Origin of the sequence: Ruegeria sp. HKCCD7559 (genome assembly GCF_013110575.1) — a bacterium.
In the GTDB taxonomy this organism is placed as follows: Bacteria; Pseudomonadota; Alphaproteobacteria; order Rhodobacterales; family Rhodobacteraceae; genus Ruegeria.
In genome coordinates, this window is the sequence record NZ_WVQU01000002.1 from 326,656 (window position 1) to 349,730 (window position 23,075).

Sequence of the window (23,075 nt, forward strand, 5' to 3'; positions counted from 1 at the left end):
GGGGTGGGCGGCTTATTCAGCCGCGACTTTCAACGGTTCGGGCTTGGCCATCCATTCCTTGCCCTTCAGCATTGCCGACCAATAGACCGGTGGCAGCAGCTTTTCCTTGAGGAACCAGGCCGCGCGGCTGGGTCTGGTGCCGTCGATCAGGAATTTTGGGAAACTGGGTTTCAGAACACCGCCATACCCGAACTCGGCCAGCACGATCTTGCCGCGCTCCACCGTCAGCGGGCACGAGCCATAGCCGTCATAGGCCGCCACCGGCGAGCGCCCTTCGATATCGGCCAGGATGTTGTCGGCCAAGGTCGGCGCCTGCTTGCGCGCGGCGGCCGCGGTTTTGGCGTTTGGGGCGTTCATCACGTCGCCCAGAGACCAGATGTTGTCAAAGCTCTTGTGCCGCAGCGTCGCCTGATCGACATCGACCCAACCCGCCGCATCGGCCAGCGGCGAGACCCGGATGAAGTCCGGCGCCACCTGCGGCGGGCAGACATGCATCATGTCGAACTCGACCGTCACCTGCTCGGGCTGCTCATCGGGTTTGGCCACCGTGAACGTGGCCGTTTTCGCGGGACCGTCCACTGAAACCAGATTGTGAAAGAAATTTAGCGTGGCGTCGTATTTCCTGACGTACTCCATCAGCGCCGGGACATAGTCCTTTACCCCGAACAGCACCCCGCCCGCGTTCATGAACTGGATGTCGATATCCTTCAGAACCCCGCGCCGGACCCACGCATCGCCCGACAGATACATCGCCTTCTGCGGCGCGCCGGCACATTTGATCGGCATCGGCGGTTGGGTGAACAGCGCGCGGCCCGCCTTCAGCCCTTCGACCAACTGCCAGGTATAAGGCGCCAGGTCATAGCGATAGTTCGAGGTCACCCCGTTACGGCCCAGCGTTTCCTCCAGCCCCTCAACCGCGCCCCAGTCCAGCTTGAGCCCCGGAGACACCACCAGACGGTCGTATTTGACGACCCGGCAACCATCCAGAATCACGGCGTTGTTCTGCGGCTCGAACGCGGCCACAGCGGCCTTGATCCATTTGACTCCCCTCGGGATCAGCGAACCCATCGTCTTGGCCGTCTGTTCGGGCGTGAATACGCCGCCGCCCACCAGGGTCCAACCGGGTTGATAATAATGCACGTCGGACGGGTCGATGATGGCGATCGACAAGTCGGATTTGCGCGCATGCAGGCTGGCGGCGGTGGCGATGCCCCCGGCGCCGCCGCCTACGATCACCACGTCAAAGGACGCATCCCCCGTGTCGGTCGGGGTCTTGCCGCCATTGGCGATTCGGCGGGCGACGCCGCTCATGTCGTAACCGGCGACCTTGGTGGCCGTCAGAATCTCGGAGACGGGCCGCTTGTGCGCTGCCTCGTGCAGCGACCACAACGTGGCCGAGCGCGTGCCCGTCCGGCAATAGGCCAGAACCGGGCCCGGCAACTCGGTCAGGGTACGGCCAAATGCCTGCGAGTCATCATCCTTGACCATCCCGCTCTGTACCGGGACATAGCGCGCCTCAAGGCCATGTTTCCGGGCCGCAGCCTCGATCTCGTCAAAGCTGGGCTGATCGGCACCTTCGCCATCGGGCCGGTTGCAGATGATCGCCCGAAACCCCGCCGCCTTGACGGTTTCCATGTCGCCCGGCGTGATCTGCGGCGAGACCGACAGTGCGTCTGATATTTTCCTAATATCCATGTTGCCTCCGCAGATCAGAGTTTGTTGACGGGAACTTTGAGCATCTGATTCCCATCCTGATCGGTCGGGACGTCGCCCGCGCGGATGTTGACCTGGATCGACGGGATGATCAGTGTCGGCATGGCCAGCGTCGCGTCACGCTCGGTGCGCATCTTGATGAACTCGTCCCGACTCTTGCCGCCGCCCACATGGATGTTGTGCGCCTTCTCCTCGACCACGGTGGTTTCCCAGCGGATGTCCCGCCCGTTGGGGCCATAGTCGTGACACATGAACAGGCGCGTCTCGTCAGGCAGGCTCAGCACCTTCTGGATCGAGTCATACAGCGTGCCGGCATCCCCGCCCGGGAAATCGGCCCGGGCCGAGCCGCCATCGGGCATGAACAGCGTATCACCCACAAAAGCCACATCGCCCATGACATGCACCATGCAGGCCGGCGTGTGGCCCGGCGTGTGCATGGCAAAGGCGGTCATGTTGCCGATCTTGTAGGTCATGCCATCGGTGAACAGCGCATCGAACTGGCTGCCGTCGCGCTGGAACTCGGTGCCTTCGTTGAAGATCTTGCCGAACACCTCCTGCACGATTTTGATGTTCTCGCCGATGCCGATCATGCCGCCCAGCTTCTGCTGGATGTAGGGCGCCGCCGACAAATGATCCGCATGCGCATGCGTTTCGATGATCCATTCCAGCTTCAGACCCTGCTTTTCGATCTCGACGATCAGCAGGTCGGCATGGTCGAACGTGATCCTGCCGGCCGCATAGTCGATGTCCATCACGCTGTCGATGATCGCGCAGGCGTTCGACGTCGGGTCCTTGACGATATAGCTGATCGTCGCCGTCGCCTCGTCATAGAACCCCTGAACCTCGGGCCTGACGCTTTGGTCAACAGGATAGGCGCCAATCGGCGTCGCGATCGCGTCTGTCATCCTTTGGTTGTGCGTGTCAATGGACTTCTGATCGTTCATATTCGTGCCTCCTCTTGGGCGCGAGTCGAGCCTTTGTCAGCCGCGCTTCAACATCATTTCGTGAACGGCCGCCATGACCCGGGTATCCGGTGACCGGGTGACGGTACGGATGCCGTCCGGCAGGTTTTCGACATTTCCCGTGATGGGATCGAAGTTGCGGAACATCGCTGCCAGTTTGGCTATTTCCTCGGGCGTCGCATTTCGGCCGCGCAATCCCGGCGTGTTCACGTCGTCATGGCCTTGCCCTTCCGCTGTGTGGCGATGCCGCATCGGGCTGCCGGCCCTTCCAGCCTTGCGGCCGGGTGCATCGTGCCGCAGAAAACAGGTGCCGAGCGCACCGACCGCCGCAGCGGCAAGCGCCGCAAGGGCAATGCCGCCGAGCTTCGGGATGTTTTTGCGGTCATCCATTTCCGTCTCCTGGGTTTTGGTCCGCCGGCAACCGAAATTCTGTTCAGGGCCTCGATACCTTGGGCGCGAATCTAAAGTTGAAATGCAAATATAACTTTCAAAGCACCAGTTCAGTGACAAAGTCACGAAACCCGCAACCCTTTGGCAATTTTCAGACGCCCTGAGCCTGTCTTTCCAATGCAGGCTTGTCGGTCAAAGTGATCCGTCCGCGCGATTGGCTGATCATCTCGCGCTTTTGGAAATCCTGCAAAATCCGCGTGATGACTTCGCGCGCAGTGCCCAGCTCGCTGGCAAGCTGTTGATGGGTGGCCCGGATTTCATCGCCCCCCTCGGCCAAGACAAGAAGACGCTCGGCCAAGCGCACGTCCAGATGCCCGAAGGCCACATCATCCACCACCCGCAACAGATCGATCAATCGGCGCGAATAGGCCTCGAAGACAAACTGGCGAAAGGCATCCTCTTCCGAGGCCAGACGATCAAACGAGAGCTTCGGCAGAACCACGGCAACGACATCGGTCTCGGCAATACCTTCTGAATTATAAGCTTCTTCGGCCAACATGCAGGCTGTGGTCAGTACACAGCTTTCACCGGCCTCGACTCGATACAACACAATCTCGCGCCCGGAATCCGACCTTTGAGAGACCCGGACCCGGCCGTGATACAGAAAGAGCAGGCTGTCGGGCACATTGTCTGGCCCGAATACCTGGGCACCCTTCGGGAAACTCAGGATTCGGGCGGCTGTCCGCAACCTTTCCCGTACCGGTTTGGGAAGGCGGCTGGTGCCGTGGAAACGCTCGGTCCAGTCGGTGATCGTCATCTTGCCTTGCGCATGGGTGCCACGATGCCCTCCTCGATCGGCGCGATGCGGTTCAGCAACTCACCCCGGTTTGCGGCGATGTCGGCGAGAGTCAGATCATCGAGCACCGCCATGAACGCCCGGGTCGCTTTTTGAATCGCCTGTGACAGCTTGCATATTCCGATCAGCGGACAGGTATTTTTTTCAGGATTGAAACATTCGACCACGTCCAGTGGCCCTTCGGTCAGGCGAATGACATCGCCGATGACGATGTCCTCGGCCGGTTTGGCCAGCCGGAACCCACCACCCCGACCCCGCGTGGTTTCCAGATAACCGGCGCGGCCCAATTCGTGCACGATCTTCACGATATGCGGTCGGGCCAGCCCGTGCACGCGCACGACATCGTCTACGCGGATGCGGTTCGGCGCCTTGAGCGCCGCCAACTGCAACGAACGCAGAGCGAAATTGGAATAGGATGTGAGTTTCATGTACGTCTCTTTTCTAAACCTCTATTTTAAATATAATTTATTAGCAAGCTCGGCGATCTTGTCACTGACCGGGATGCGGCACGGAACTACCTGAACCGATGAAACAAAGCCCAAAAGACCGAAAGGAAGACCAATGACCTTGCTTCTTGGGGACGTTGTTCGCGATTTCCAGGCCGGCACCACGACCGGCCCGATTTCCTTCCAACACTGGATCGGCGACGACTGGGCGTTTTTTTTATCCATCCCGCCGACTTTACTCCGGTCTGCACCACTGAAATGGGCCGCACTGCGCAGCTGGCCGACGAATTTTCCGAGCGTGGCGTGAAAACCATCGGTCTGCGCACCGACACCGTCGCCGAACACCTGCGCTGGATCGAAGTCGTCAACGACACCCAGCATACGAACCTGACCTTTCTCATCGTGGCCGACCCTGATCTGAAGATCGCCAAACTGTATCAGATGATCCACCCGGCGCAGTCCGAAACCGCCGCGGTACGGTCGGTGTTCATCATCGACCCCGACGAGGTGCTACGCCTGACCATGACCTATCCCATCAACGTTGGGCGCTACTTCGAAGAAGTCCTGCGTGTGATCTATGCGCTGCAAACCAGCGACGCGAAATGCGTGGCCCTGCCCGCCGATTGGGTGCCTGGTGGTGCGGCGATCATTCCATCATCAATTCCGAATGAAAACGCCAGGGAACTGTTCCCGCAAGGTTGGGAAGAGATCCGGCCTTATTTGCGGAAGGTGAAACTGGCCGGCTGAAAGGTCGCCGGACTTGCGCGGGTTCTGTCGCAAATTTCTTTGAGAGTTGTATAGACGAAACTTGAGAGGCGAATACCCCACCAGCTGGATAAATTGCTGAAACGGACGACGCCCGGACGCAAATTGACCTTTGCGGATCATGTTTGCCAATTCTATGCCTGCCAGGACAGATGCGGCTGAAACGAGTGATTTGAACCCCAGCATGAGTCTGATTCTTCGCTTGATGAAGCGGTGATCTTGTTCAATGATGTTGTTGAGGTATTTCAGCCTGACCGTCTCAATCAGGATCGGGCAACCAAAGCTTTTGAGCATCTTGTAGATTGCCGTGATGCCAACTGTATTGGCACCACTTTTGTCGATGACGATCTTGCGCGGCAAACCGTTAACCTCACGTGCGCGGGCGAAGAACGAGCGGTGAACATGTCTGATCTGTTTTGGCTGACCGACGCCCAGGTAGCGGGTGTTGAGCGGAATAGTCTTCATTAATCGCAATGGTTTGCGCTGGCGCGATGCGCCGAAGGAATACGGCCCGCACAGTTGAAGGGGACTGTGGCCCCAGTGGGGCCGCGTAAGCCCGGGAAACGCGCTACAACCACTGGAAACGGTGGAGCGGCAAGGGCATCTTCGCCCGGATGATGGCCGGGTTGGCCGCTAAGCATGGCGAAGATAAGGCCGTGATGATCTCCTCTCATCGAAACTGCGTTTCGACTGCCGGGCAGTGGACGCGACCTACCTGAAGGCGCACCGCACAACGACCAGTTTGGGCGTCAAAAAGGGGGGCGTGGACGCCTGATTCACTGCCCAGCAAGCGCATCCGAAGGATGCTGCCGAGAGGGCGCGATCATGCTTTTTTTGAGCAGGCGCAGTTCCAAGTCCTGTTCTGCCACAACTTCTTTCAGATCGCGGACCTCACAGCGCAGGCCTTTGACCTCGGTCGATGTCGCAGCACGTGCCGTGTCGCTTGCCAGACGTTTCTTGCCGGCTTCCAGGAACTCCTTGGACCAACTGTAGTAGAGGCTCTGCACTATGCCCTCGCGGCGACACAGCTCTGCAATGCTGTCCTCGCCCTTCAGGCCGTCCAGTGCGACCTTGATCTTCTCTTCCGCTGAATACTGCTTGCGGGTGGCGCGGAGGATGTCTTTGACGACCTTCTCGCCGTGGCTCTTACACGTTCCGGTCATGCGCTACATTTGATCCACTGGATCAAATGCTAAACGCTTTGACCTATATCATCTCCGCTCCTTGGTGGTTACGATGTGCCAGAAACCCTCTCTTATCAAATCGACCTAAACTGTCCCATTGGCGCTGACGTCCGACACGTGGCAGTCCGCAGCGCCACCAGCCAGGAACGAACCCGGTGCATTGCGTGCAGGTCCAACTGGTCCTGGCTCTTCTCAGTGACCGTGTGCAGGTTTGGACGCATCACTGCTTCTGCAATTGCCTCCGCATCATTGTAGTCGTTCTTTTGTCCCTTGTTGAATGGCTTCACATAGATCGCTGGGATGATCCGAGGCTCAAAACCGAGCTCTCGCAGCAGTCGGCTGACAAAATGCGCGCTCATGCAGGCTTCCATCCCAACGATGCAACGCGAAAGTTTCTCAAAGATCGGCGTTAGTTCTAACCGCTTAATCTTCTTGCGCAAAACGCGCCGGCCTGCATGACCAAAGTCGACGAGGTGGCTTGTGTCTTTACCGATGTCGATGCCCATGACTGCGATCTTTTCCATGTCTTCTGGGATTTTTGGCAAGCTCAAGGATTGGAGACGCGTGACGACACGCTATGACCGATCACCAAAGGTGTTCCTCTCGGCCATCGCACTCGCCGCACTCGTCATCTATTGGTTATGAATCCTGACCCTAGGATTGCGCTGGCCAATAGAAGAAAACCAAATCCACCGGCATGCCCGGGCTGATCAGTGAATATTCAAACACAGGATCATCATAGAGGTCATTCATTCCCGAAACAGCATGACCTTCCGTTGGCATCCAGTTTTCGTCAAAACCCATCTCATAGTCGCCATTTTCGTCATGGTAGGCCACAACGCTATAGTAATCGGCATTCAGATCAGGGAAGTCCACGCGTTGCGGTTCCATGCTGGCCGGAAGCGCGATAAAGCCAGCGGCTGCGTTGTAATCCAGTATGTCGAAGGCGGCAGCATTATCAAAAGCCATGACAACAAGTTGACCTTTGTCACTGCGTGCGCCGCGCAGGTTGATCACCAGCCCATAGTCGGAAGGCGTTCCTGTCGAAGAGGCCGAGGTCACGGCGATGTCGGTGCGAAGACCTGAGGCGACCCAGGCTCCGCCAACAAACAGGGCGGCTGTGGCCAGAACCCCGAAGATGCGTTTTGAGTTGGACGGCATGGCTTGGTCCTCGCCTTAAGAGTGGTTCGAAGTTTTGGCGTCTTGTTTCTTGGGCTGCCAGCCGGGCGGACGGAACAGAACCCCCAGCTTGTTCCGGAAACCCGGCATACGCCACGCATCGCGAAAGACACGGGTAAAGCCGTGGAAAAACGCCACAAACGGATTCACCGAATTGATGGGCGTAACCAGACCATAGGTGACTTCCTCGTTCTCCTCTTCGAATGTGCCAAACATACGGTCCCAGATGATGAAGATCCCGCCATAATTCTTGTCCAGGTACTTGCGGTTTGACCCATGGTGCACACGGTGATGCGACGGCGTGTTCATGATGTACTCAATGGGCTTCCAAAGCTTGCGAACCACCTCGGTGTGCAGCGCCGTCTGGTAGAGCTGCACCAGAAGTTCCGCAATCAAAACAACGAAGGGATTGAAGCCGAGAAGAACCAACGGCAGGTGGAAGAAGACGGGCCAGAAGCCATCCAGCGGACCATGCCTGTAAGCCACCGAGATGTTGAAGAAAGGTGAACTGTGATGCACCGAATGGGTGGCCCACAGAATATTGATCCGGTGCAGGATTCGGTGTTCCCAGTAATAGGCAAGGTCCGCAAGAACCAGCACAATCAGGAACGACGCCCATGTCGTGGGAATGTCGAACACAGCATATTGCGACGCCCAGACATACGCTCCGACATAAAAGCCGGCCATCAGCACAAAGGTAATCGCAATGAAAAAGCCAAGAGTGATGAAGTTGGTGACCGTGTCCCCAACCATCTCGAAGCTAAGCTTTTTCCCTATGGCGTAGCGTACAAGCTCAAAGATCAGGAAACCTATTGCAAAGACGAAAAACCACTCGTCGATCATTGTCTCCCAATAGTTGAGCTGAAAGTCGCTAATGTACGTGTTGAGGAGTTCCATTCTCATCGCCTCCTAATAAGTTGTCTTTTGTGACAAGTAATGGATTTCAGACCCATGTCAAGTAGACCGCTCGACAAATGAAGCTCTGGTTTAAAAACGCATTCACCGCAGGAAAACGCTGCTTAATAAAGAAAAGGGTTTGGCCGCTCTCGAGCTCAGATCTTCTTCCCGAGCACAGCATCGTCGTTTCGCAATATATAATACAGCCCGGGCCGGAAACTTCGGACGGGGGTTCACCAGAACGAACCATCCCCGGTCGGATGGCAATCTCGATGACGAATGGCATCTGGACGAAGTTGTTGTCTCGATCGTGGGAGCCGACGCCTTCAGAACCAATAGCGAGCAAGCATTCAAGTGTTTACACTTGGCCGCCTGCGGTCAAACGAATGCCACGATCATTGCGGGGCATTTCATGCGATCACCGCTTGAAAGTATGGTGTTACCCAATCAACCCAAGTCGTTCGCCCGGAGCCGCAAAACGCCGTAGATTGGGGAGTATCTCAGTTAGGGCCGCATCCTGAACACCAAACCAACGAGAAAGGTCTGCATAGAGCTGATCGGTAGAAGTCGTTGGGATCAGCACGCCGTCACCCACATCCAGCGGGTTGTCATCGCCCAACCCCAGGACAGGGTAGTCACCGAAAATTCGGCCACCGACAATGGGATCCCCCATCACCAAGGTATTGCCGCCCCAACCGTGGTCCGATCCGTTGCCATTCGATGTGAGCGTGCGGCCAAAATCGGAACCGGTAAAGGTGACAACCCTGTCCGCCAGCCCCATGTCTTCGAGCGCGGACTGGAAGGCGCCCAGAGCTTGGGACAACACGGCAAGCATGCTGGCATGGGTTTCAAGCAACTCATCATGATGGTCCCAGCCGATGTAGCGCACAAAAAAAGTCTGCTGCTCCAGCCCGAGACGATCAGAGGCGGCGATGGTGCGGCCACCATCTTGAGTTGCTGTGCGAGGTCAGTTTCAGGGAACCTGCCCGGGGCCTCAATGCCCTTGGTGGCGGCAGCGAAAGTCTCGTGCTGGGCCTGGGCGTTTCGCGTCAGGCGCAGGTAGGTTTCCCTGAAGGGATCTCCGGACTGATCGGCTGACATCATACGATTGAAACTGTCATTCAGCAGATCATTGAGTGGGGTAAAGCATGTTTGACATTGGGTGCATTCCTCTTCTGGAAAAGTTAAGCCACCGATGGAAAGAAGTCGCCCGGCAGCATGAAAAAACCCAGCACAACCCTGGCGATCTGGATACACCAGAACAGGACCGGCTCAGTTGCCATGCAGACATCGGTCCACAAGAAAGCTTGTCCAGACGATATGCCAAGGACGCTCCAATATAGAAACAACAGACCCCAAAGAAATTGATAGCCCAGGAGAATCGAGGTCATCAGCAGGGCGAACACAATGTAGTTTGCGGAATGGCTGCGTTTTATGCGGGGTCTGCCAGATTTTCACATAGCGAAATTGCCATCGCCTTCGACTGGTTCACCCACTCTGCCGGCATCTCCAAGGCAGCAAGCGATGCCGTGTTGAAGTAAAGCGCCACTATGCCATGCGCTGCGCGCTGGGTGTTGACCTCTGAAGCCCCGGGATAGTTCCGCTGCAAAACCTCAGTAACCTGCGCTTCAAATCCAAGGATCGAAGCCCGGCAGTTTATTCTGAGTTCACCATCCTCTTTGGCCCGAGCCGTAAGAGCCGCAAATGCCAGAACCAGATCGGGTGACGAATCTGACTGATCAGAGAATAGGTAGTTCACCAAGGCATGCGCGGGCTCTGAATCCGGCAATGCGGCAACCAATTCGTTCGCAGCACTGTTGAACTGGTCCAACACGTAATCCTGCAAGGCCACGATCATCTCATCCCGGTTGCCAAGGTGGTGACGGATCAGTGGGCGGGTCAACCCCGCCTCTTTTGCAATCGCACTCAAGGTGGCACTATCCAGGCCCATCCGTGCGACACAGCGCACAAACGCCTCCATGACCTGACCATAGCGCTCATCGCGATTTGAAGGGCGTCCCATTGTTCTAATCCCAATATTTCAGCCGCAATGACGACTGAGCGGTTCCACCGGCTAAGACAGCAACATCCTTGAATTCTGGAGGCAGGCCCTCGGTCGGGACCTGGACCTTCATGTCCAGGTCACCATCCATGTCCTCATCGTAAAGAGCGGCAAAAGCGTAGTCTCCCAGGGGTAAATAATGAAACGTGAAGGCGGTCTTTGAGCCGGACGCCGGTATCTGTGCCATCGCTGCCGCATTGGTTACGTCCATTGCCTCAAATGCGTCAGCTTTATTTAAGCCGGCTACGATGATTACTCCATTTCCGTTTCGAAGGCCTTCAACAGTAGTCAGAAATGGTGCGTTATTGGAGGGTTGAGCAAAAGAGCTGTTTGCAATGGCTAAAAAGGCTGTCATCGCCGTGTATCTCAAAAATCGCATCAGATCACCGAAAGCTGCCAAGTGTAAGCGAACATAGGTGAAGCACGATTAATTCTCAAATGCGACAGCAAACTGCAATCCCAAACCCCTGAACATTCAAATCGATCATAAGAACGTTGGTTTCCACACTCTCCCACACACGAACTAGGCTCCAGACTCATTGAATTACAGCCAGAACAGCACGGTAGCTGCTAGAGCGATGGCCAAAAGGAATACCTTTGGGCATCTGTCATATCGGGTTGCCACACGCCGCCAATCCTTCAGGCGTCCGAACATGATCTCGTATCACTGCCCGGCAGTGCATTGCACAGCAATGTCACGAGAGGGGCGGTTGCGTCGTTTGTAGCGGCGCTTGTGGCGACCGCTAAATTTCTGTTCATCATCTACAACCGGCTCAAGAATCCCTGCTTTCAACTATTGCTGCGCCTGCGCCCTCTTGCACTCGATGTAATCCGGAATTTTAGCTACAGGCACAGCTCGGACCAATTTTTTGATCAATTTCTCAGCTTGCTAGACGCGAGCGGTTTGACGCATTGAAAAGTGGTCGTTTGGGCCGCGAAGCAGTCCGGACTTTGTCAAAGCACTCCTAACCGTTTTCGGATGCAGAGCATACTTTCTGGCAAGCGACGCTACTGAGTGAACCCTCGCTTGATCTACCACTGAGCCAAATAGCAACGTACCTAGCTCTACTCGGACGTTGTCCAAAATGAACTCCCGAAAAACCTCTTTGAAAGGTCCGATGTGCTTAACACCGCGTTCGGCCTAGACCCAGTGAAAAAGCCCTCCGAATGTTCCCTGCGGCCCGGACTGCGATTGGTTCTTTTCAGAGCTATTCAATAGGTATCTCAGGCCGTTTCGAATTCCCTTCTCGCCCCTCGATGTGAACTCGTAACCTACCTTAGCGGCGTGATCCCAGTTGTCTTCGTTTAGCTTCGAAAACGCGGTATGAGCCCCAAACTCAACGCATGCCCGAAGCATCTCGGTAGAACGGTTCGCCAGATCAATCGGCTGGCTATCCATCCAGCTCGATACCATATGACCTTCCAACCGTTTCTCCACATAACCTTGAAGTTCAGAAGGTCTTCGAGTTTTTGAGTGCGCCAAGATGTCCTCAAGATCCCCAATGTTAGGTTTCAAGTGCGAAGTGTCGATCTTCGCACCATTGCTTGTTGCCTTGCGCGCTCGAACCAAAGGCACGCTATGATATCGACAGGTTCGAACCGGGCTAAATGTCCAATTGATGCTTGCTGCGCCAATTCCCAATCCGTCTCGGTTGGTCTCAATGTCCGAAAGTAAGCAAGCCGGGCAGAAAGTTTGCCTGTTTCTTAAGAGAAATTCCTGAAAGAAGTTCTCGCTGCGATAACCGTAAGCGGTATTCTCTCAGGAAGGGCTCAACTATTTGGGAAATAGCAAGGTAGCTACAAGTCTTACGCCCCAACCGTCAGGTCCACTATCTGGGCCGTCGGCCCAGTAGCGTACTCCCCCGCCTACGCTGATAAGTTGATCCCCGAATTGGGTAACTTTGGTGACAACACCGTTGATTGGCACAGACCATTGATCGGTTTCCCAGTTGTAGGTGGACTCAGTGTTTAATGTGAACGTCCATGCGTTCGAATTTGTGTAGGAAATAAATGGCTGTAAGAACGTCTGGTTGATGTCGGTATCACCATCAATGTCCCAGATGTGATTTGTCAGGCCACCATATGTCCACTGACCCTGCTGTTTGAGTGCCACGCCGGTAACTCCAGCACCCCACTCTCCGAGACCTAAGCTGTTATCTGTCGACGTTGGCAGCAGAAAAACGGGGCCAGCCCCCCAGATCCAACCGCCCGCACTTGGTTTTTTGGGCGAAAGGAATAAGCTTTGAACAGTATCTCCTAGCCCAGTCTCGGATCCAGAACCCGGCAGGCCACCATCTATGGACGCAATTGGAAGAATTGTTCGGGATATGAGGTTCCAATCATCCGAAAGATCAAAGGGAACAACCGGTTGTACGTTTAATATCCAATGCGAACCATTTCTGTCGGCACCCAAATTCTGATCATAGTTCAGCTGGAATGGTACACTAATGAGAGCGGCCACGGGGTTAGCAAGTTGCTTTGCTAGTTCTTCTTCCTGGGACTCTGCCCACGCAGTACCAGAAAGGGCACCAATCCCGGCAAGTATGGAGCAGCGTAGCAACCTGAGGTTCATAGGCGGTCTCCTCTTAGCTGGCCGTTTTCTCATGGGTGGCTTGCACTTGAGATCGCCAGGTTGGCAATGACGTCAATGGCCCACTCACAGTCCGCCGCCGCCGAACTGGATGAAATTATCCAGCACGGTTGACTTATAGCCAAAATACTTGATCGAACATGGCTTTCAGACTGTCTCCATAAGCGTATCCGAAAGCACATCCTCGGAGAGGGCCCCCGGTGCGCCTATCGCGACAAGCCTTGTTTCGGGTTTGCGGTCACCCCATGTTCCATCCCGTGCGATGTCCATACGTTTTCCAACGACCTGAACAAGAATGCGATGATCCGGATCCTCCTCACTGAAGACAAAACCCTTGAGACGATAGACATCACCGGGAAGCTTCCGAATAGCGCTGCGGAGAGAGGATAGGCTTATGGGGTGTTCAGCTTTCATCATAGTTGTTGAAAAGCTGTCTGAATGATCAGCGTGGCGGCAACCGCAGTCGGGGCCATGTTCATGATGATCGGGTATTTCTGTTTGTAGCTGTTCGGCGGCAAAGCGACCGACTGAAAGAAGTATATCCAGTGGGACGTCCGCATTGACAGCTTCGACCAAACGATAGCGACGGAAGCGAGACCCGAGCCAATCGTGCACCCTTTGAACAGCGGCCCTGTCGACAAGATCGACTTTGTTCAAAATAACCATATCTGAGAACGCGATTTGACGGAGCTTCAGTTCCATTTGTTCCGGCGCAGCAAAAAGCTGTTCCGCATCAACCAGACACATAAGGCTGTCCAAGCGGATCATGTCCCGAAACTTCTGATCGGTAAATGTCATCGCAATTGATGACGGATCCGACACTCCGCTTGCTTCAAGGACGATGTATTCCGGTTTCTCAGGCCGGGCGAGAACGGCTTCCACCGTTTCGATCAGGTCATCTCGGATCGAGCAGCAAACGCACCCATTCGCGAGGCTCATGACGTCATCTTCGAGGCCGACCACCAAGTCTGCATCGACGTTTATGGATCCAAAGTCATTTACAAGAACCGCAACCCGCAACCCGTGATTGCCTGTTAGGATCCGGTTCAAAAGTGTAGTCTTACCGGCTCCAAGAAAGCCGGTAAGGATCGTTACGGGGATCGCAGAAGTCGAACCAAATTCAATCATTGTTCGACCTCCTCTCAGTCTTCATCACGCGAGCCGATTACATCCGAAACTTTGATGGTAAAGTCCTGCGGCCAGTCCCCGCCGGGTGCTCGGAAAACGTCAGTTGGGTAGTATTCGCGTGGATCGATCTCCATATCTCGATACTTCTGATCTTGCTGATCCGCTCGGGTAAGCCTTGGGTTCGGCAAAGTAACTTCCTCTGGAAGCTCGATGCGCCCGGCCTCTGCTGCCGCAGCCAGTTCGCGGAATGGCGGAACTGTGCCAGATTTTCCGGGCAATGCGGCTTTCCGATACCAGATCGCATCCTTAGTCACGTTAACAACGGCAACATCGAGACCCCATTGGAAAAGGCCGTCGTAATGGGCGCGAATACCTGCCAGCATTTCAGCGTCGATGTCTTCGTCTTGCGTATAGTGCGTCACCATCCCCAAACGCGGCTTTGTGTCAGCAAAGAGCTTACCCACAGCATAGTGGGAGGTATGATGCGTATCGATTGTGTAATTAAACAATTCCTGTGGGATACCGTATTTGTAAGTCATCAACTGACCAATATCCTGTCCCGACATTTCGGTTACAAAGACATCAACGCCTTCGCCGTATTTCCGTGAAAGCTCATCCGGGCGTCCATCGCCGGTCCATACAAAGCTCAGACCGTTCCAATCGAGCCGATAACCAACTGCGCCGTCCTTGGCATGACTGCGCGGCCAGGACCGAACAGTCACACCGTCTTGGTCATAAACGATGCCACCTTCTTGGCGGAAATCGAACTCGTTGACCTCGATCTCATAGCCGTCCCCAATCGGGAACACATCAAAGGCCTCCAGATGCCATTTGAGCATCTGTTGCATGCCTTTGACCATTCCAGCTGTGCCAAGTTCGGGTGTCCGACCAGAGGGACCATGGATGCGCAATGGTGTATACCCTCCAGACCAAGCCCGGAACGGATAGATATAAGGAATGTCGGCGTAGTGATCGACATGCAAATGAGAGATGAAGATATCGTTGATCAACTGCCCAGGCACTTGCATCGCAATGATGTTGCGGACACAACCGGACCCAAAGTCGAAGAAGAACCGTTTTCCATTCCCCAACTCCACCATGATACAAGTACCCGCCTGATCTTCGCGCGGCGGATATGGTGTTGAGCCGCAGAATGAGATGCGCATCTCATCTGGCCCCAACTCCTCACTAAGCGGAAAATAGTTCGCATTTGAACCAGTCATGTACTTCGTAGGACGGAAGTACTCTGGCAAAGAGATGCCGCCTGCGGGTCGACCACCATATGGGTTCTTGAGTGTTTCTCCCAGTGGACCGCCTCCTTCGTGGGCCTCGGCACTTCCTGCCGCAAACCCAGCTGCCCCTGTCGTAGCCGCTCCAGTTGCCAAGCCCTTAAGAACACTCCGCCGCGACGGGTCTTCAATTTGATCTGATGCCCGAACCTGTTTGTCGTCCTGGTCTTTTATATTGTCTTCCTTGGTCATGGATTGGTCCTCAGTTGGAAGTATCTCAAAGGTTGCGCTTCAACATCCGGCGAAGCTCGTTGATGAGTTCAGATTTGATGTGGGCCCATTCGGCGCGCTCTAAGGCCGAGATCGATGCGTCTTTCGAAAACGCAGATGCTTTCTTCAGGTCTTCGATGACCTCGCCGAGTAGCGCATCCGTTCCGATACGCCCCGACAGCACATCAGAAAGTTCTGGAATTTCTTCAATCAGGTCGACCGTCACTGGAAAAGTCCCGACACCCACTATCTATTCTCAAATCAAGATGAGTGCGGTTGACCGCAAAGGCCAAGTGAGTCACCGTGAGTTGGGGGTGAGTTGACATTGAACAAATCCAACGATTTAACAATAAATCAACATGTTGGGCAGCCTTCTCCGGAACTCATTCGGGAAGCTCTGAGCCGAATCGTATCAAGCGACGGGTTTCGAGCTTCACCACGACTCACGCAATTTCTCACCTATATAGTCGAGGAATCTCTATCTGGTCGAAGCAATCAGATTAGAGGCAAAGCTATCGCTGTTGAGGTCTATGGGCGGCGCATAGATGGTACTGGTGGTCAAAACCTGGTTCGCGTTGAGGCAAGGCGGCTGCGTCGTCTTTTGCATCAGTTCTACGAAGATCACTGGGACGGCAATGGAGTTCGCATTTTTGTTGACCCCGGCGGATACAAGCCGCGGTTTTCATTCGAACCTACAATCGAAGACCGCACATCAAGTGAGCTGAAGAGCGACAATCCAGTAGGCCGTTGGCGTTCGCGGCAACTGCTGCATGCAGGACTGGGTGTTCTTGCATTGGTCGCTGTGCTTGGCATCTGGATGAGCCAGGATAGCAGGGAGGTTGTGCCAACAACTCGATCCATCGAACAAGCAGAACGTGTGGCGCTTGGTGAACAATCATTGACACGACTCCAGGCGGTCAACCTTGCGGATCAAGCCCGCGGCATGTTTTTCCCCGTTTTTGATGTCAAGCGTCAGCAAATAGCGCTGGGAATGTTCCAGTACGCTAGGGAACTCGACCCGGGTCTGTCCGACGGCTATGCCGGATCAGCCCAGGTCTTGGCGATCCTGGCGGTGTTGTCGCCGGATGAAGCACAAAGGGATGATCTCTTCAATCAAGCCTCGGAAATGTCTGGAAAAGCGCTTGAATTGTCCCCCTCTGATGCGTGGGCAAACGGCGCAAATGGTTGGGTGCTGGCTGTCAAAAACCAGCCAAACGAGGCATTGAAATACGCTAGAATGTCCGTCGAACTGGCGCCGAAGGATGGCCATATTCTCGACGTTGCAGGTATGACCGCCATCTTGGCTAACGCCCCGGAACTTGCTGCCGAGGTTAGCAACCCAGAGAGACCCAAATCAGGATCTGGTAGGTTTGGTGCGAGAAACATCTGGGGCGTTTCACAACTAATGCTCGGGAACTACGAAAGTGTTGTTGAAGCCTTTCAGGGAGCGCCAGCTGCCGGAGCGCCAGTCAGTGCGCCTTCGCTCTTATTCCAAGCCGTTGCGTATGATCAGTTGGGAAATTCAGAAGAAGCACGACGGCTCGTCACTGAAATGCGCAGGACATGGCCTGAGTTTCCGTCCGAGTTTCTCGCCGGCAGGATTTTCCACAACGACGTCAATACGCGGAACATAATACTGGAGACGCTGAGTAGATACTGACGAAACGTATCGCGCCTATTGCCTAGAAACGAGCGTCAAATTCTATTCATATAATTCCGCTTTTAAATCACACGGCGTTGATAAAATCGGTGATAGAGCCAGACCACGCCGTCTGTCGATTGAGGATGGGCTTTGCAGATTTGCAAAGCCCGCATTCTGCGCGTCGCAGACGTTCGCGAGAATCCAAGCAAAAAGGCCGCATGGAACCCAAGGTTCCTTAGGAAGGCCCTTTGCGTGATCGAGCAACGCAAAGGACCATAACCGCAACGACTGAGCCAAAAACTGATTGAATTCATCGTTAAGGCAGACAATCGTGCCGCGCAATACTATGGGCAAACTACGCAAACTTATGGGGTGCGCGAAGTGTTATTCGCAAACCTACACATGATGTAGGTGTTCTCATAACGATGCATTACTATCGTTGATTTCATTCAGGAAATTCGGCTGTGTTCGCCCATAATTTTGCGCGGCATTTGCGCATAAGTTTGCACGATTTGCCCATAAGTTTGCGCGGTTCAAGAAACGCGCTAAATTGAAAGTAGTCACCGCACATCTTCTTCAACTAAAACCGGGCGCCTTTCAATCAAGAGTGCATTTTGATTGGAAATATTCAACCCTGATCATAGGGAAGCAGTTAATTCGCAGGCTAGTGATAGATCCTCGCTTCAAGAATGGGCATTTCCGTAACTGCTAGGTGAGCGCGTTCAAACCGACGCGCTCACTTTGCTTGGTTTTGTTTGTCACTACGGAGTTAAGAGCGATGTATCACTCTGCGGCAACCGCTTCCTCTTCCAGTGCCGGGTAATCGGTGTACCCTTTTTCAGTGCCGCCGTAGAGAGTGGTTGGATCGAGCTCATTCAGCGCGGCGTCTTTCTCCAGCCGGTTGACAAGATCCGGGTTGGAAATAAACGGCCGACCAAAGGCCACCAGATCGACGGCTCCGGTTTCAACCGCTTCAACCGCCATTTCGCGGTCATAAGCGTTGTTGCCGATTTTCGCACCGTCAAACAATTCATAGAGCGCCTTCAGATCGCCACCTTCCGGAATATCGCGCGGGCCGCCGGTCTGTCCCTCCACGAGATGGAGATAGGCCAGCCCATAGCCATTCAGCAATTTGACCGCATGGGTGAATGTCGCCTGTGGGTCGCTGTCGGAGATGTTGTTGGCGTCCGAGAATGGGCTGAGGCGGACACCAACGCGGTTGGCGCCCCAGACATCGACAACCACGTCCATGACCTCTTTCAGGAACCGCGCTCTATTCTCGACAGGACCGCCGTATTCGTCTTCACGCTTGTTGGATTCGTCCCGCAGGAATTGATCGATAAGGTATCCGTTGGCTGCGTGGACCTCGACACCGTCGAAACCGGCCTCTTTGGCGTTTTCCGCAGCCCTCCGGTAGTCCGCAACGATGCCAGCAATTTCTTCGATGGCCAGAGCCCGCGGTTCAGATGTTTCAACAAACTGCTCACCATCAAACGTCTTGGCCTTGGCTCCAATTGCGGATGGTGCCACAGGGGCGCCACCATCCTGCTGCAAACTGTAATGGGAAATCCGGCCCACATGCCAAAGCTGGATTACAATCTTCCCGTCCTTGGCATGTACGGCCTCAGTCACTTTTTTCCAGCCGTCGATCTGCGCTTCGGAATAAATGCCGGGCGTCCAGGCATAGCCCTTGCCTTGGGGCGAGATTTGCGAAGCCTCCGTTATGATCAGACCTGCACCCGCCCGCTGGGCGTAGTACTTGGCCTGCAATTCATGGACACTGTCATCCTCGGCTCTTGCCCGGTTGCGGGTCAATGGCGCCATGACAATGCGGTTTTTCAGCTCGATTGCACCAGCTTTGATGCCGGAGAACAGTTTTTCATCAGCCATTGCTGCTTCCTTCTTTGGTAAACTTCGTTCAGATATTATTGGACCGATTAGTCCAATAATAGGATCACTGTCTCTTGTTTGAGTTTGTGTTAGGTTTCATTTCCTTATGGTGGCGGGGGGCCTTATGGCGAAATCACCAACCGGGCTTGTTTCAGGGTTTGCGATATCTGCTCATCGGGAACGCCCGCCTTGCGCAAGGCTAGCGTGCCAATTGCAAGGGAGGCATAGGCGCGCGCCTTGCCGAGAGCCACACCCGGATCTGAAGGCTCAAGCGCTCTCGCAATAATCTCGTCAATACTCTCCAAATGCTGTCGCCCGAGAGCCGCCACTTCATCATCATGAGGAGCAAGCTCCGTAAGGCAATTGATCAGCATGCAGCCGTCACGACCACCTTGTGGGTTCGCCAAAGCTTCCATTATCGCACCAACGGGGTCATTTCCGCTCGCATCTGCAACGTCACGCAGATTTTTCAAACCACGCCTTGAATAGTGCCTGAGAGCTTTGTGAAATAAAGTCTGCTTGTTGACGAACGTTCCATAGAAGCTGGACCGGCTCAAACCCATGGCCTTGGTCAAATCGTCCACGGACGCGGTCTCGTAGCCCTTGTGCCAAAATACGCACAAGGCTTTTTCCAAAGCCTCAGCTTCGTCAAAGGCACGAGGTCTGCCTGGACCTGCGGATGATTTGATGTCGCCATTGGGCAGAGTTTTTTTGCTCATGCGCATGATTTGGAATGATTGATCCAGAAAATCAAGGTGGCGGTAGGAAATTTTTGGAATGGTCAGTCCGTATTGTGACCAGAGAAAGGAATTTAGGTCGGTAGAAATACAGAACCTTCCCATCCCGCTTGGTGTCACGCTAATCTTGGGATCAGGACTGTTTGTCTTTTTGCGGGAGTGTCAGACGAAGAGGATCGTGATCGTCGAAAAGAGAGCCCACGCTCGGTACTAGTTTCCAACACTGGACAGAGTGACTGGTGGCTTTGTCCAATGCGTTGATGTTGATCACTCACAAACCAGAGATTGGTTCGGTAGATCCATGGCCAATGACCTCATTGCGTGCCACAGAGAACTCATCGAATAAACAGGCCGTCAGGCTTATCTGCGGTGCCCAAATGCAGCTTACTCCCAATCGCCAGCAGATGAGCGCCAAGTGTCGGCTTCGCCATCCCAAACACTAGCGCTGACGCATGGCGTTGGGTTTATTCCGTCGCAATTGGATCCATGAATATCCGCTACGACAACGCGTCGACGCCCAAAATCAACGACCGTCCAGCCTTGGTTGAGCAAGGAGTGCACCTCTTCGCTAACCCAAAAGTGCGACATGCATCCGCCAGTTCCGCAGTAAAGAGATGCGGCGCTCGAACACGCAAAACCAGACTCATTCAAAACCCAGTCGCGTTGTAGATCTCCGTTGAGATCGACCCTTTCGACCGCGCCCCAATCTAAGTCAAACTGACCGTTGTTGAACTCCGCGCAGGCTCGTGCCGCCAGATCAACCTTTGCTCGCAAACCGGTTGGAAGTTGCGAAACGTCAGCCGCGACAACTGGTGAGGTCCAAACCAGGCCCGAACCAAGCAGGATCGCAGATACCAAACGTTTCAAGTAGTTTGCCAATTGGGAAGCCGGTTGGAAGGTGGCTTCAGTTGCATTGATCATACCTGTAGTCCCCGTATTCCAGCCAGTTTGACGAGCCTTCGCTAAAAATCAGAAACTCGGACATGTCTTCCCCAAGCAGGGCGACGACAAATCCGGCCGGCGGCTCATAGTTTCCGAAGTAACTATAGGCCGTCATGGCTCTGATCGACGCGCCGTTGACCGTTACTCGCGCGTCCCATTCTCCGTCCGGGTTGTCCAAAATTACCGGTTCGATGACACGCTCTACCGCTCCGCCACCACAATAGACGATGCCTTCTGGGGGTTCGTAGGAGGCCCCTTGGCTAGCTCCTGAATCGCAAGCGGAACGAAGGGACCGAATTGCCGCGCTGGAACCTTTCAAGTCAAAGATTCCGTAGCTGACATCTTGATCAATCATGGACAGGTTAACGGATGCATTGGCCGCGAGCTGGTCCAGTACAAAACCATAATCCTGCTGACTATTGAAACTGACCTCGACAGGATAATTGTCGACGATCTGCAAAGCCGCGTTTTCTGCGCCAACCTGAAATGCCCCAACTTCGGTGGTGCCATTCTTCAAAAACCGAATGGAAAGCCCTTGCTTCTGTACAATGTCCTGGCTGTCCTCATATCCAGCCGGAGCAAAGCGGATACGGTCACACTGAAGCTCCAGCGTCATGTTTCCGGTCTGAATAAATGCATTGGGATTAGGCCCGGAGTTGAACGACCACTCCGCTGATGCTGTGGTCGCCATAGCCATCAGTAGCATTCCAATGGAAATCGTTTTGAACCTCATTTTCTCTCTCCAGGGGTGTGGTTCGTACTGTCATTCAGCCAAAGTTTCCGGTCCGTTACCCGGGCAACAAGGTTAGGAAACAGGTGCGCCGTATTCGTTTGCGCCTTCTTGGGAAGGTCGCGTCAGCCACCAGATCATCAGGATGGACAGAATGAATTGAAGAATTGAGACAACAACAATACCGGTCACGCCCAGGACTGCCGCGGGTCCTCGTAATGCATCGGGGTTTTCCGTCCCTTGCTCCAATACCGAGAAGAACGCCACGCCGCCCAGCATAACAAAAAGCGTTGTAATGCTGAGCGCCATCGGCAGCAGCAAATACCAGCCAGGTCGTCCTGTATCATGCAGCCTCCGCCAACCGGCGGCCAGCATGGGTATGAGAACAGCCAGTTGGAAAACAGAGGACAGAACCCGAGATCCCTGCCCTGTTTCGGGGTTGGTCCCGAATATGATCGTATCCAGCACAGCTAAAGCAGCGCTCGCGAGAACCACGAACAAGAAGAACCACCAGTATTCTGAGCGTAAAGCCCGACCGGAGAACTGAAAGTATTTCGAGAAACACGTTTTAACGGCTTCGCTAAATCCCATATTTCACTCCATTCTTAACTTCTGTGCGGCCTTAAACGCTGCGCCGCTTAGGAGAGCGAACTCGCCCCTACGGATGCTCCCTCTTACCTTTGTTTGAAAGCAGAAGCCTATCGCACGAGAGCGTAATGAATTTTACGCGCGGAAAAAATATTGATTTTTTAGAAATTAGATTCAAACATGCGAATTCGACACAGCTTTCATTTTACCTCCGTTGTTGTCGCTGTCGCCCGAATTGTCGGGCCCTTCCGACTGCTGGTGTGAGTGCTGGCGGTCGGAAGGCATTTTACACGGATCAGTCGTTGGGAGGGCGCGATGCTTAGACTTAACGTACTCGCCCTCTTTCCAGAGTTTGCTCTAGCATTTGCTAGTGACGTCATTCGGCCATCCCACGTTGTTGGAGGTCTTGGCAGTCAACGTAATAGTGATCTGCCCGCCAAGCTCCCCCGCAGCAAGTTTTGGAAAAGGTCGTCACAGGATCGAGGTATGTTCTGTCGGCTGCCCAAACGCGAGATCCTCAAACAAGCGTATCCAACTTCGTTAATTTCAACAGACTCAGAGGGAGAAGAAAATGACCAACAAGATAGTGATGATTGCGGGCGCAACTTGTTTCACACTGCTTGCGGCCTGTGAGGACACGGGTACATCCAGTGCGCCCGCCGAACTCACACCCGCTCAGCAGGCGTGTTTGCGAGATGTGGCCAAAACAACGAACAATTCGCAAGTCGTGGTGCTCTCATCCGCGTTTAGTGAGGCGGGAACACAAGTCACGGTCGGCGTTGGCGAGGATCGTGCTCCTTGGAATTGCATTGCTTACAGTGATGGCGCGACAGCTGGTATCGAGTTCCTGGGCGACGAAGGCGCATTGTGAGCAG

20 protein-coding genes and 8 pseudogenes are annotated in these 23,075 nt (G+C 54.5%); 5 read left to right on the forward strand and 23 right to left on the reverse strand.

Annotated elements, in window-relative coordinates:
* Positions 1–12 precede the first annotated feature (12 nt).
* From GS605_RS09685 to GS605_RS09705, 5 genes are all read right to left on the reverse strand, one after another.
* Positions 13–1,695, reverse strand: a complete 1,683-nt coding sequence (locus GS605_RS09685; RefSeq protein ID WP_171723847.1) for a bifunctional protein tyrosine phosphatase family protein/NAD(P)/FAD-dependent oxidoreductase — start codon at positions 1,693–1,695, stop codon at positions 13–15.
* Between the two features lie 14 nt (positions 1,696–1,709).
* Positions 1,710–2,594 carry an MBL fold metallo-hydrolase gene (locus GS605_RS09690; RefSeq protein ID WP_171723945.1) on the reverse strand — a complete coding sequence of 295 codons (885 nt, stop codon included), beginning with the start codon at positions 2,592–2,594 and terminating at the stop codon, positions 1,710–1,712.
* Between the two features lie 99 nt (positions 2,595–2,693).
* Positions 2,694–3,065: a hypothetical protein gene (locus GS605_RS09695; protein ID WP_171723848.1), complete on the reverse strand. Its 372-nt coding sequence runs from the start codon at positions 3,063–3,065 to the stop codon at positions 2,694–2,696.
* A gap of 151 nt (positions 3,066–3,216) precedes the next feature.
* On the reverse strand, positions 3,217–3,882 hold the full coding sequence (locus tag GS605_RS09700; protein WP_171723849.1) for a Crp/Fnr family transcriptional regulator: 666 nt from the start codon (positions 3,880–3,882) through the stop codon (positions 3,217–3,219).
* On the reverse strand, positions 3,879–4,349 hold the full coding sequence (locus GS605_RS09705) for an Rrf2 family transcriptional regulator (protein ID WP_171638354.1): 471 nt from the start codon (positions 4,347–4,349) through the stop codon (positions 3,879–3,881). The genes GS605_RS09700 and GS605_RS09705 overlap by 4 nt, the downstream gene beginning before the upstream one ends.
* Positions 4,350–4,482: 133 nt before the next feature.
* Here GS605_RS09705 and GS605_RS09710 point away from each other — a divergent pair.
* Positions 4,483–5,114: pseudogene (locus GS605_RS09710) on the forward strand (peroxiredoxin).
* Positions 5,115–5,189: 75 nt separating this feature from the next.
* Here GS605_RS09710 and GS605_RS09715 read toward each other — a convergent pair.
* A pseudogene (locus GS605_RS09715) lies at positions 5,190–5,522 on the reverse strand (DDE-type integrase/transposase/recombinase); the annotation flags it as partial.
* A 12-nt stretch (positions 5,523–5,534) separates the two neighbouring features.
* Between GS605_RS09715 and GS605_RS09720 the strand changes: the two are divergent.
* Positions 5,535–5,895 (forward strand): annotated as a pseudogene (locus GS605_RS09720) (hypothetical protein); the annotation flags it as partial.
* Positions 5,896–5,962: 67 nt separating this feature from the next.
* On the opposite strand, the pseudogene GS605_RS09725 reads toward GS605_RS09720, so the two are convergent.
* A pseudogene (locus GS605_RS09725) lies at positions 5,963–6,295 on the reverse strand (transposase); the annotation flags it as partial.
* Between the two features lie 137 nt (positions 6,296–6,432).
* Positions 6,433–6,840 (reverse strand): annotated as a pseudogene (locus tag GS605_RS09730) (transposase); the annotation flags it as partial.
* Between the two features lie 10 nt (positions 6,841–6,850).
* Here GS605_RS09730 and GS605_RS09735 point away from each other — a divergent pair.
* Positions 6,851–6,961 (forward strand): annotated as a pseudogene (locus tag GS605_RS09735) (IS5/IS1182 family transposase); the annotation flags it as partial.
* A 9-nt stretch (positions 6,962–6,970) separates the two neighbouring features.
* Here GS605_RS09735 and GS605_RS09740 read toward each other — a convergent pair.
* The 10 genes and pseudogenes from GS605_RS09740 to GS605_RS09785 all read right to left on the reverse strand — a co-directional run bounded on the left by GS605_RS09740 (position 6,971) and on the right by GS605_RS09785 (position 15,897).
* Positions 6,971–7,477 (reverse strand): DUF2141 domain-containing protein, encoded by a 507-nt coding sequence (locus GS605_RS09740; RefSeq protein ID WP_171723850.1) that lies wholly within the window; start codon positions 7,475–7,477, stop codon positions 6,971–6,973.
* A 15-nt stretch (positions 7,478–7,492) separates the two neighbouring features.
* Complete coding sequence (locus tag GS605_RS09745; RefSeq protein WP_171638351.1) at positions 7,493–8,392, reverse strand: sterol desaturase family protein; 900 nt, start codon at positions 8,390–8,392, stop codon at positions 7,493–7,495.
* 439 nt (positions 8,393–8,831) lie between these two features.
* Positions 8,832–9,335, reverse strand: a pseudogene (locus tag GS605_RS09750) (DUF1501 domain-containing protein); the annotation flags it as partial.
* A 489-nt stretch (positions 9,336–9,824) separates the two neighbouring features.
* Complete coding sequence (locus GS605_RS09755; RefSeq protein ID WP_171723851.1) at positions 9,825–10,415, reverse strand: TetR/AcrR family transcriptional regulator; 591 nt, start codon at positions 10,413–10,415, stop codon at positions 9,825–9,827.
* Between the two features lie 4 nt (positions 10,416–10,419).
* Positions 10,420–10,833, reverse strand: a complete 414-nt coding sequence (locus tag GS605_RS09760; protein WP_171723852.1) for a DUF2141 domain-containing protein — start codon at positions 10,831–10,833, stop codon at positions 10,420–10,422.
* Positions 10,834–10,998: 165 nt separating this feature from the next.
* A pseudogene (locus GS605_RS09765) lies at positions 10,999–11,115 on the reverse strand (IS5/IS1182 family transposase); the annotation flags it as partial.
* A 1,113-nt stretch (positions 11,116–12,228) separates the two neighbouring features.
* Positions 12,229–13,026 (reverse strand): transporter, encoded by a 798-nt coding sequence (locus GS605_RS21050; protein ID WP_171723853.1) that lies wholly within the window; start codon positions 13,024–13,026, stop codon positions 12,229–12,231.
* A gap of 165 nt (positions 13,027–13,191) precedes the next feature.
* Positions 13,192–14,172 (reverse strand): GTP-binding protein, encoded by a 981-nt coding sequence (locus GS605_RS09775; RefSeq protein WP_171723854.1) that lies wholly within the window; start codon positions 14,170–14,172, stop codon positions 13,192–13,194.
* Between the two features lie 14 nt (positions 14,173–14,186).
* Positions 14,187–15,653, reverse strand: a complete 1,467-nt coding sequence (gene gntH / locus GS605_RS09780) for a guanitoxin biosynthesis MBL fold metallo-hydrolase GntH (RefSeq protein WP_216600148.1) — start codon at positions 15,651–15,653, stop codon at positions 14,187–14,189.
* 25 nt (positions 15,654–15,678) lie between these two features.
* Entirely contained in the window at positions 15,679–15,897 is a 219-nt protein-coding gene (locus tag GS605_RS09785; RefSeq protein ID WP_171638341.1) for a hypothetical protein, read from the reverse strand.
* 99 nt (positions 15,898–15,996) lie between these two features.
* Between GS605_RS09785 and GS605_RS09790 the strand changes: the two genes are divergently transcribed.
* Positions 15,997–17,331, forward strand: a complete 1,335-nt coding sequence (locus GS605_RS09790; RefSeq protein ID WP_171723855.1) for a tetratricopeptide repeat protein — start codon at positions 15,997–15,999, stop codon at positions 17,329–17,331.
* Positions 17,332–18,096: 765 nt separating this feature from the next.
* Here GS605_RS09790 and GS605_RS09795 read toward each other — a convergent pair.
* The 5 genes from GS605_RS09795 to GS605_RS09815 all read right to left on the reverse strand — a co-directional run bounded on the left by GS605_RS09795 (position 18,097) and on the right by GS605_RS09815 (position 22,203).
* Complete coding sequence (locus tag GS605_RS09795; RefSeq protein WP_171638337.1) at positions 18,097–19,203, reverse strand: alkene reductase; 1,107 nt, start codon at positions 19,201–19,203, stop codon at positions 18,097–18,099.
* A gap of 122 nt (positions 19,204–19,325) precedes the next feature.
* The gene (locus GS605_RS09800) at positions 19,326–20,060 is read right to left on the reverse strand and encodes a TetR/AcrR family transcriptional regulator (RefSeq protein WP_371807744.1); all 735 of its coding nucleotides are present in this window, start codon (positions 20,058–20,060) and stop codon (positions 19,326–19,328) included.
* A 264-nt stretch (positions 20,061–20,324) separates the two neighbouring features.
* Positions 20,325–20,861, reverse strand: coding sequence for a hypothetical protein (locus GS605_RS09805; protein WP_171723856.1), 537 nt, complete (start codon positions 20,859–20,861; stop codon positions 20,325–20,327).
* Positions 20,845–21,615 (reverse strand): hypothetical protein, encoded by a 771-nt coding sequence (locus GS605_RS09810; RefSeq protein WP_171723857.1) that lies wholly within the window; start codon positions 21,613–21,615, stop codon positions 20,845–20,847. The genes GS605_RS09805 and GS605_RS09810 overlap by 17 nt, the downstream gene beginning before the upstream one ends.
* Positions 21,616–21,687: 72 nt before the next feature.
* Complete coding sequence (locus tag GS605_RS09815; protein ID WP_171638331.1) at positions 21,688–22,203, reverse strand: DUF805 domain-containing protein; 516 nt, start codon at positions 22,201–22,203, stop codon at positions 21,688–21,690.
* Positions 22,204–22,771: 568 nt separating this feature from the next.
* Between GS605_RS09815 and GS605_RS09820 the strand changes: the two genes are divergently transcribed.
* Positions 22,772–23,071 (forward strand): hypothetical protein, encoded by a 300-nt coding sequence (locus GS605_RS09820; protein WP_171638330.1) that lies wholly within the window; start codon positions 22,772–22,774, stop codon positions 23,069–23,071.
* Positions 23,072–23,075: the final 4 nt, after the last annotated feature.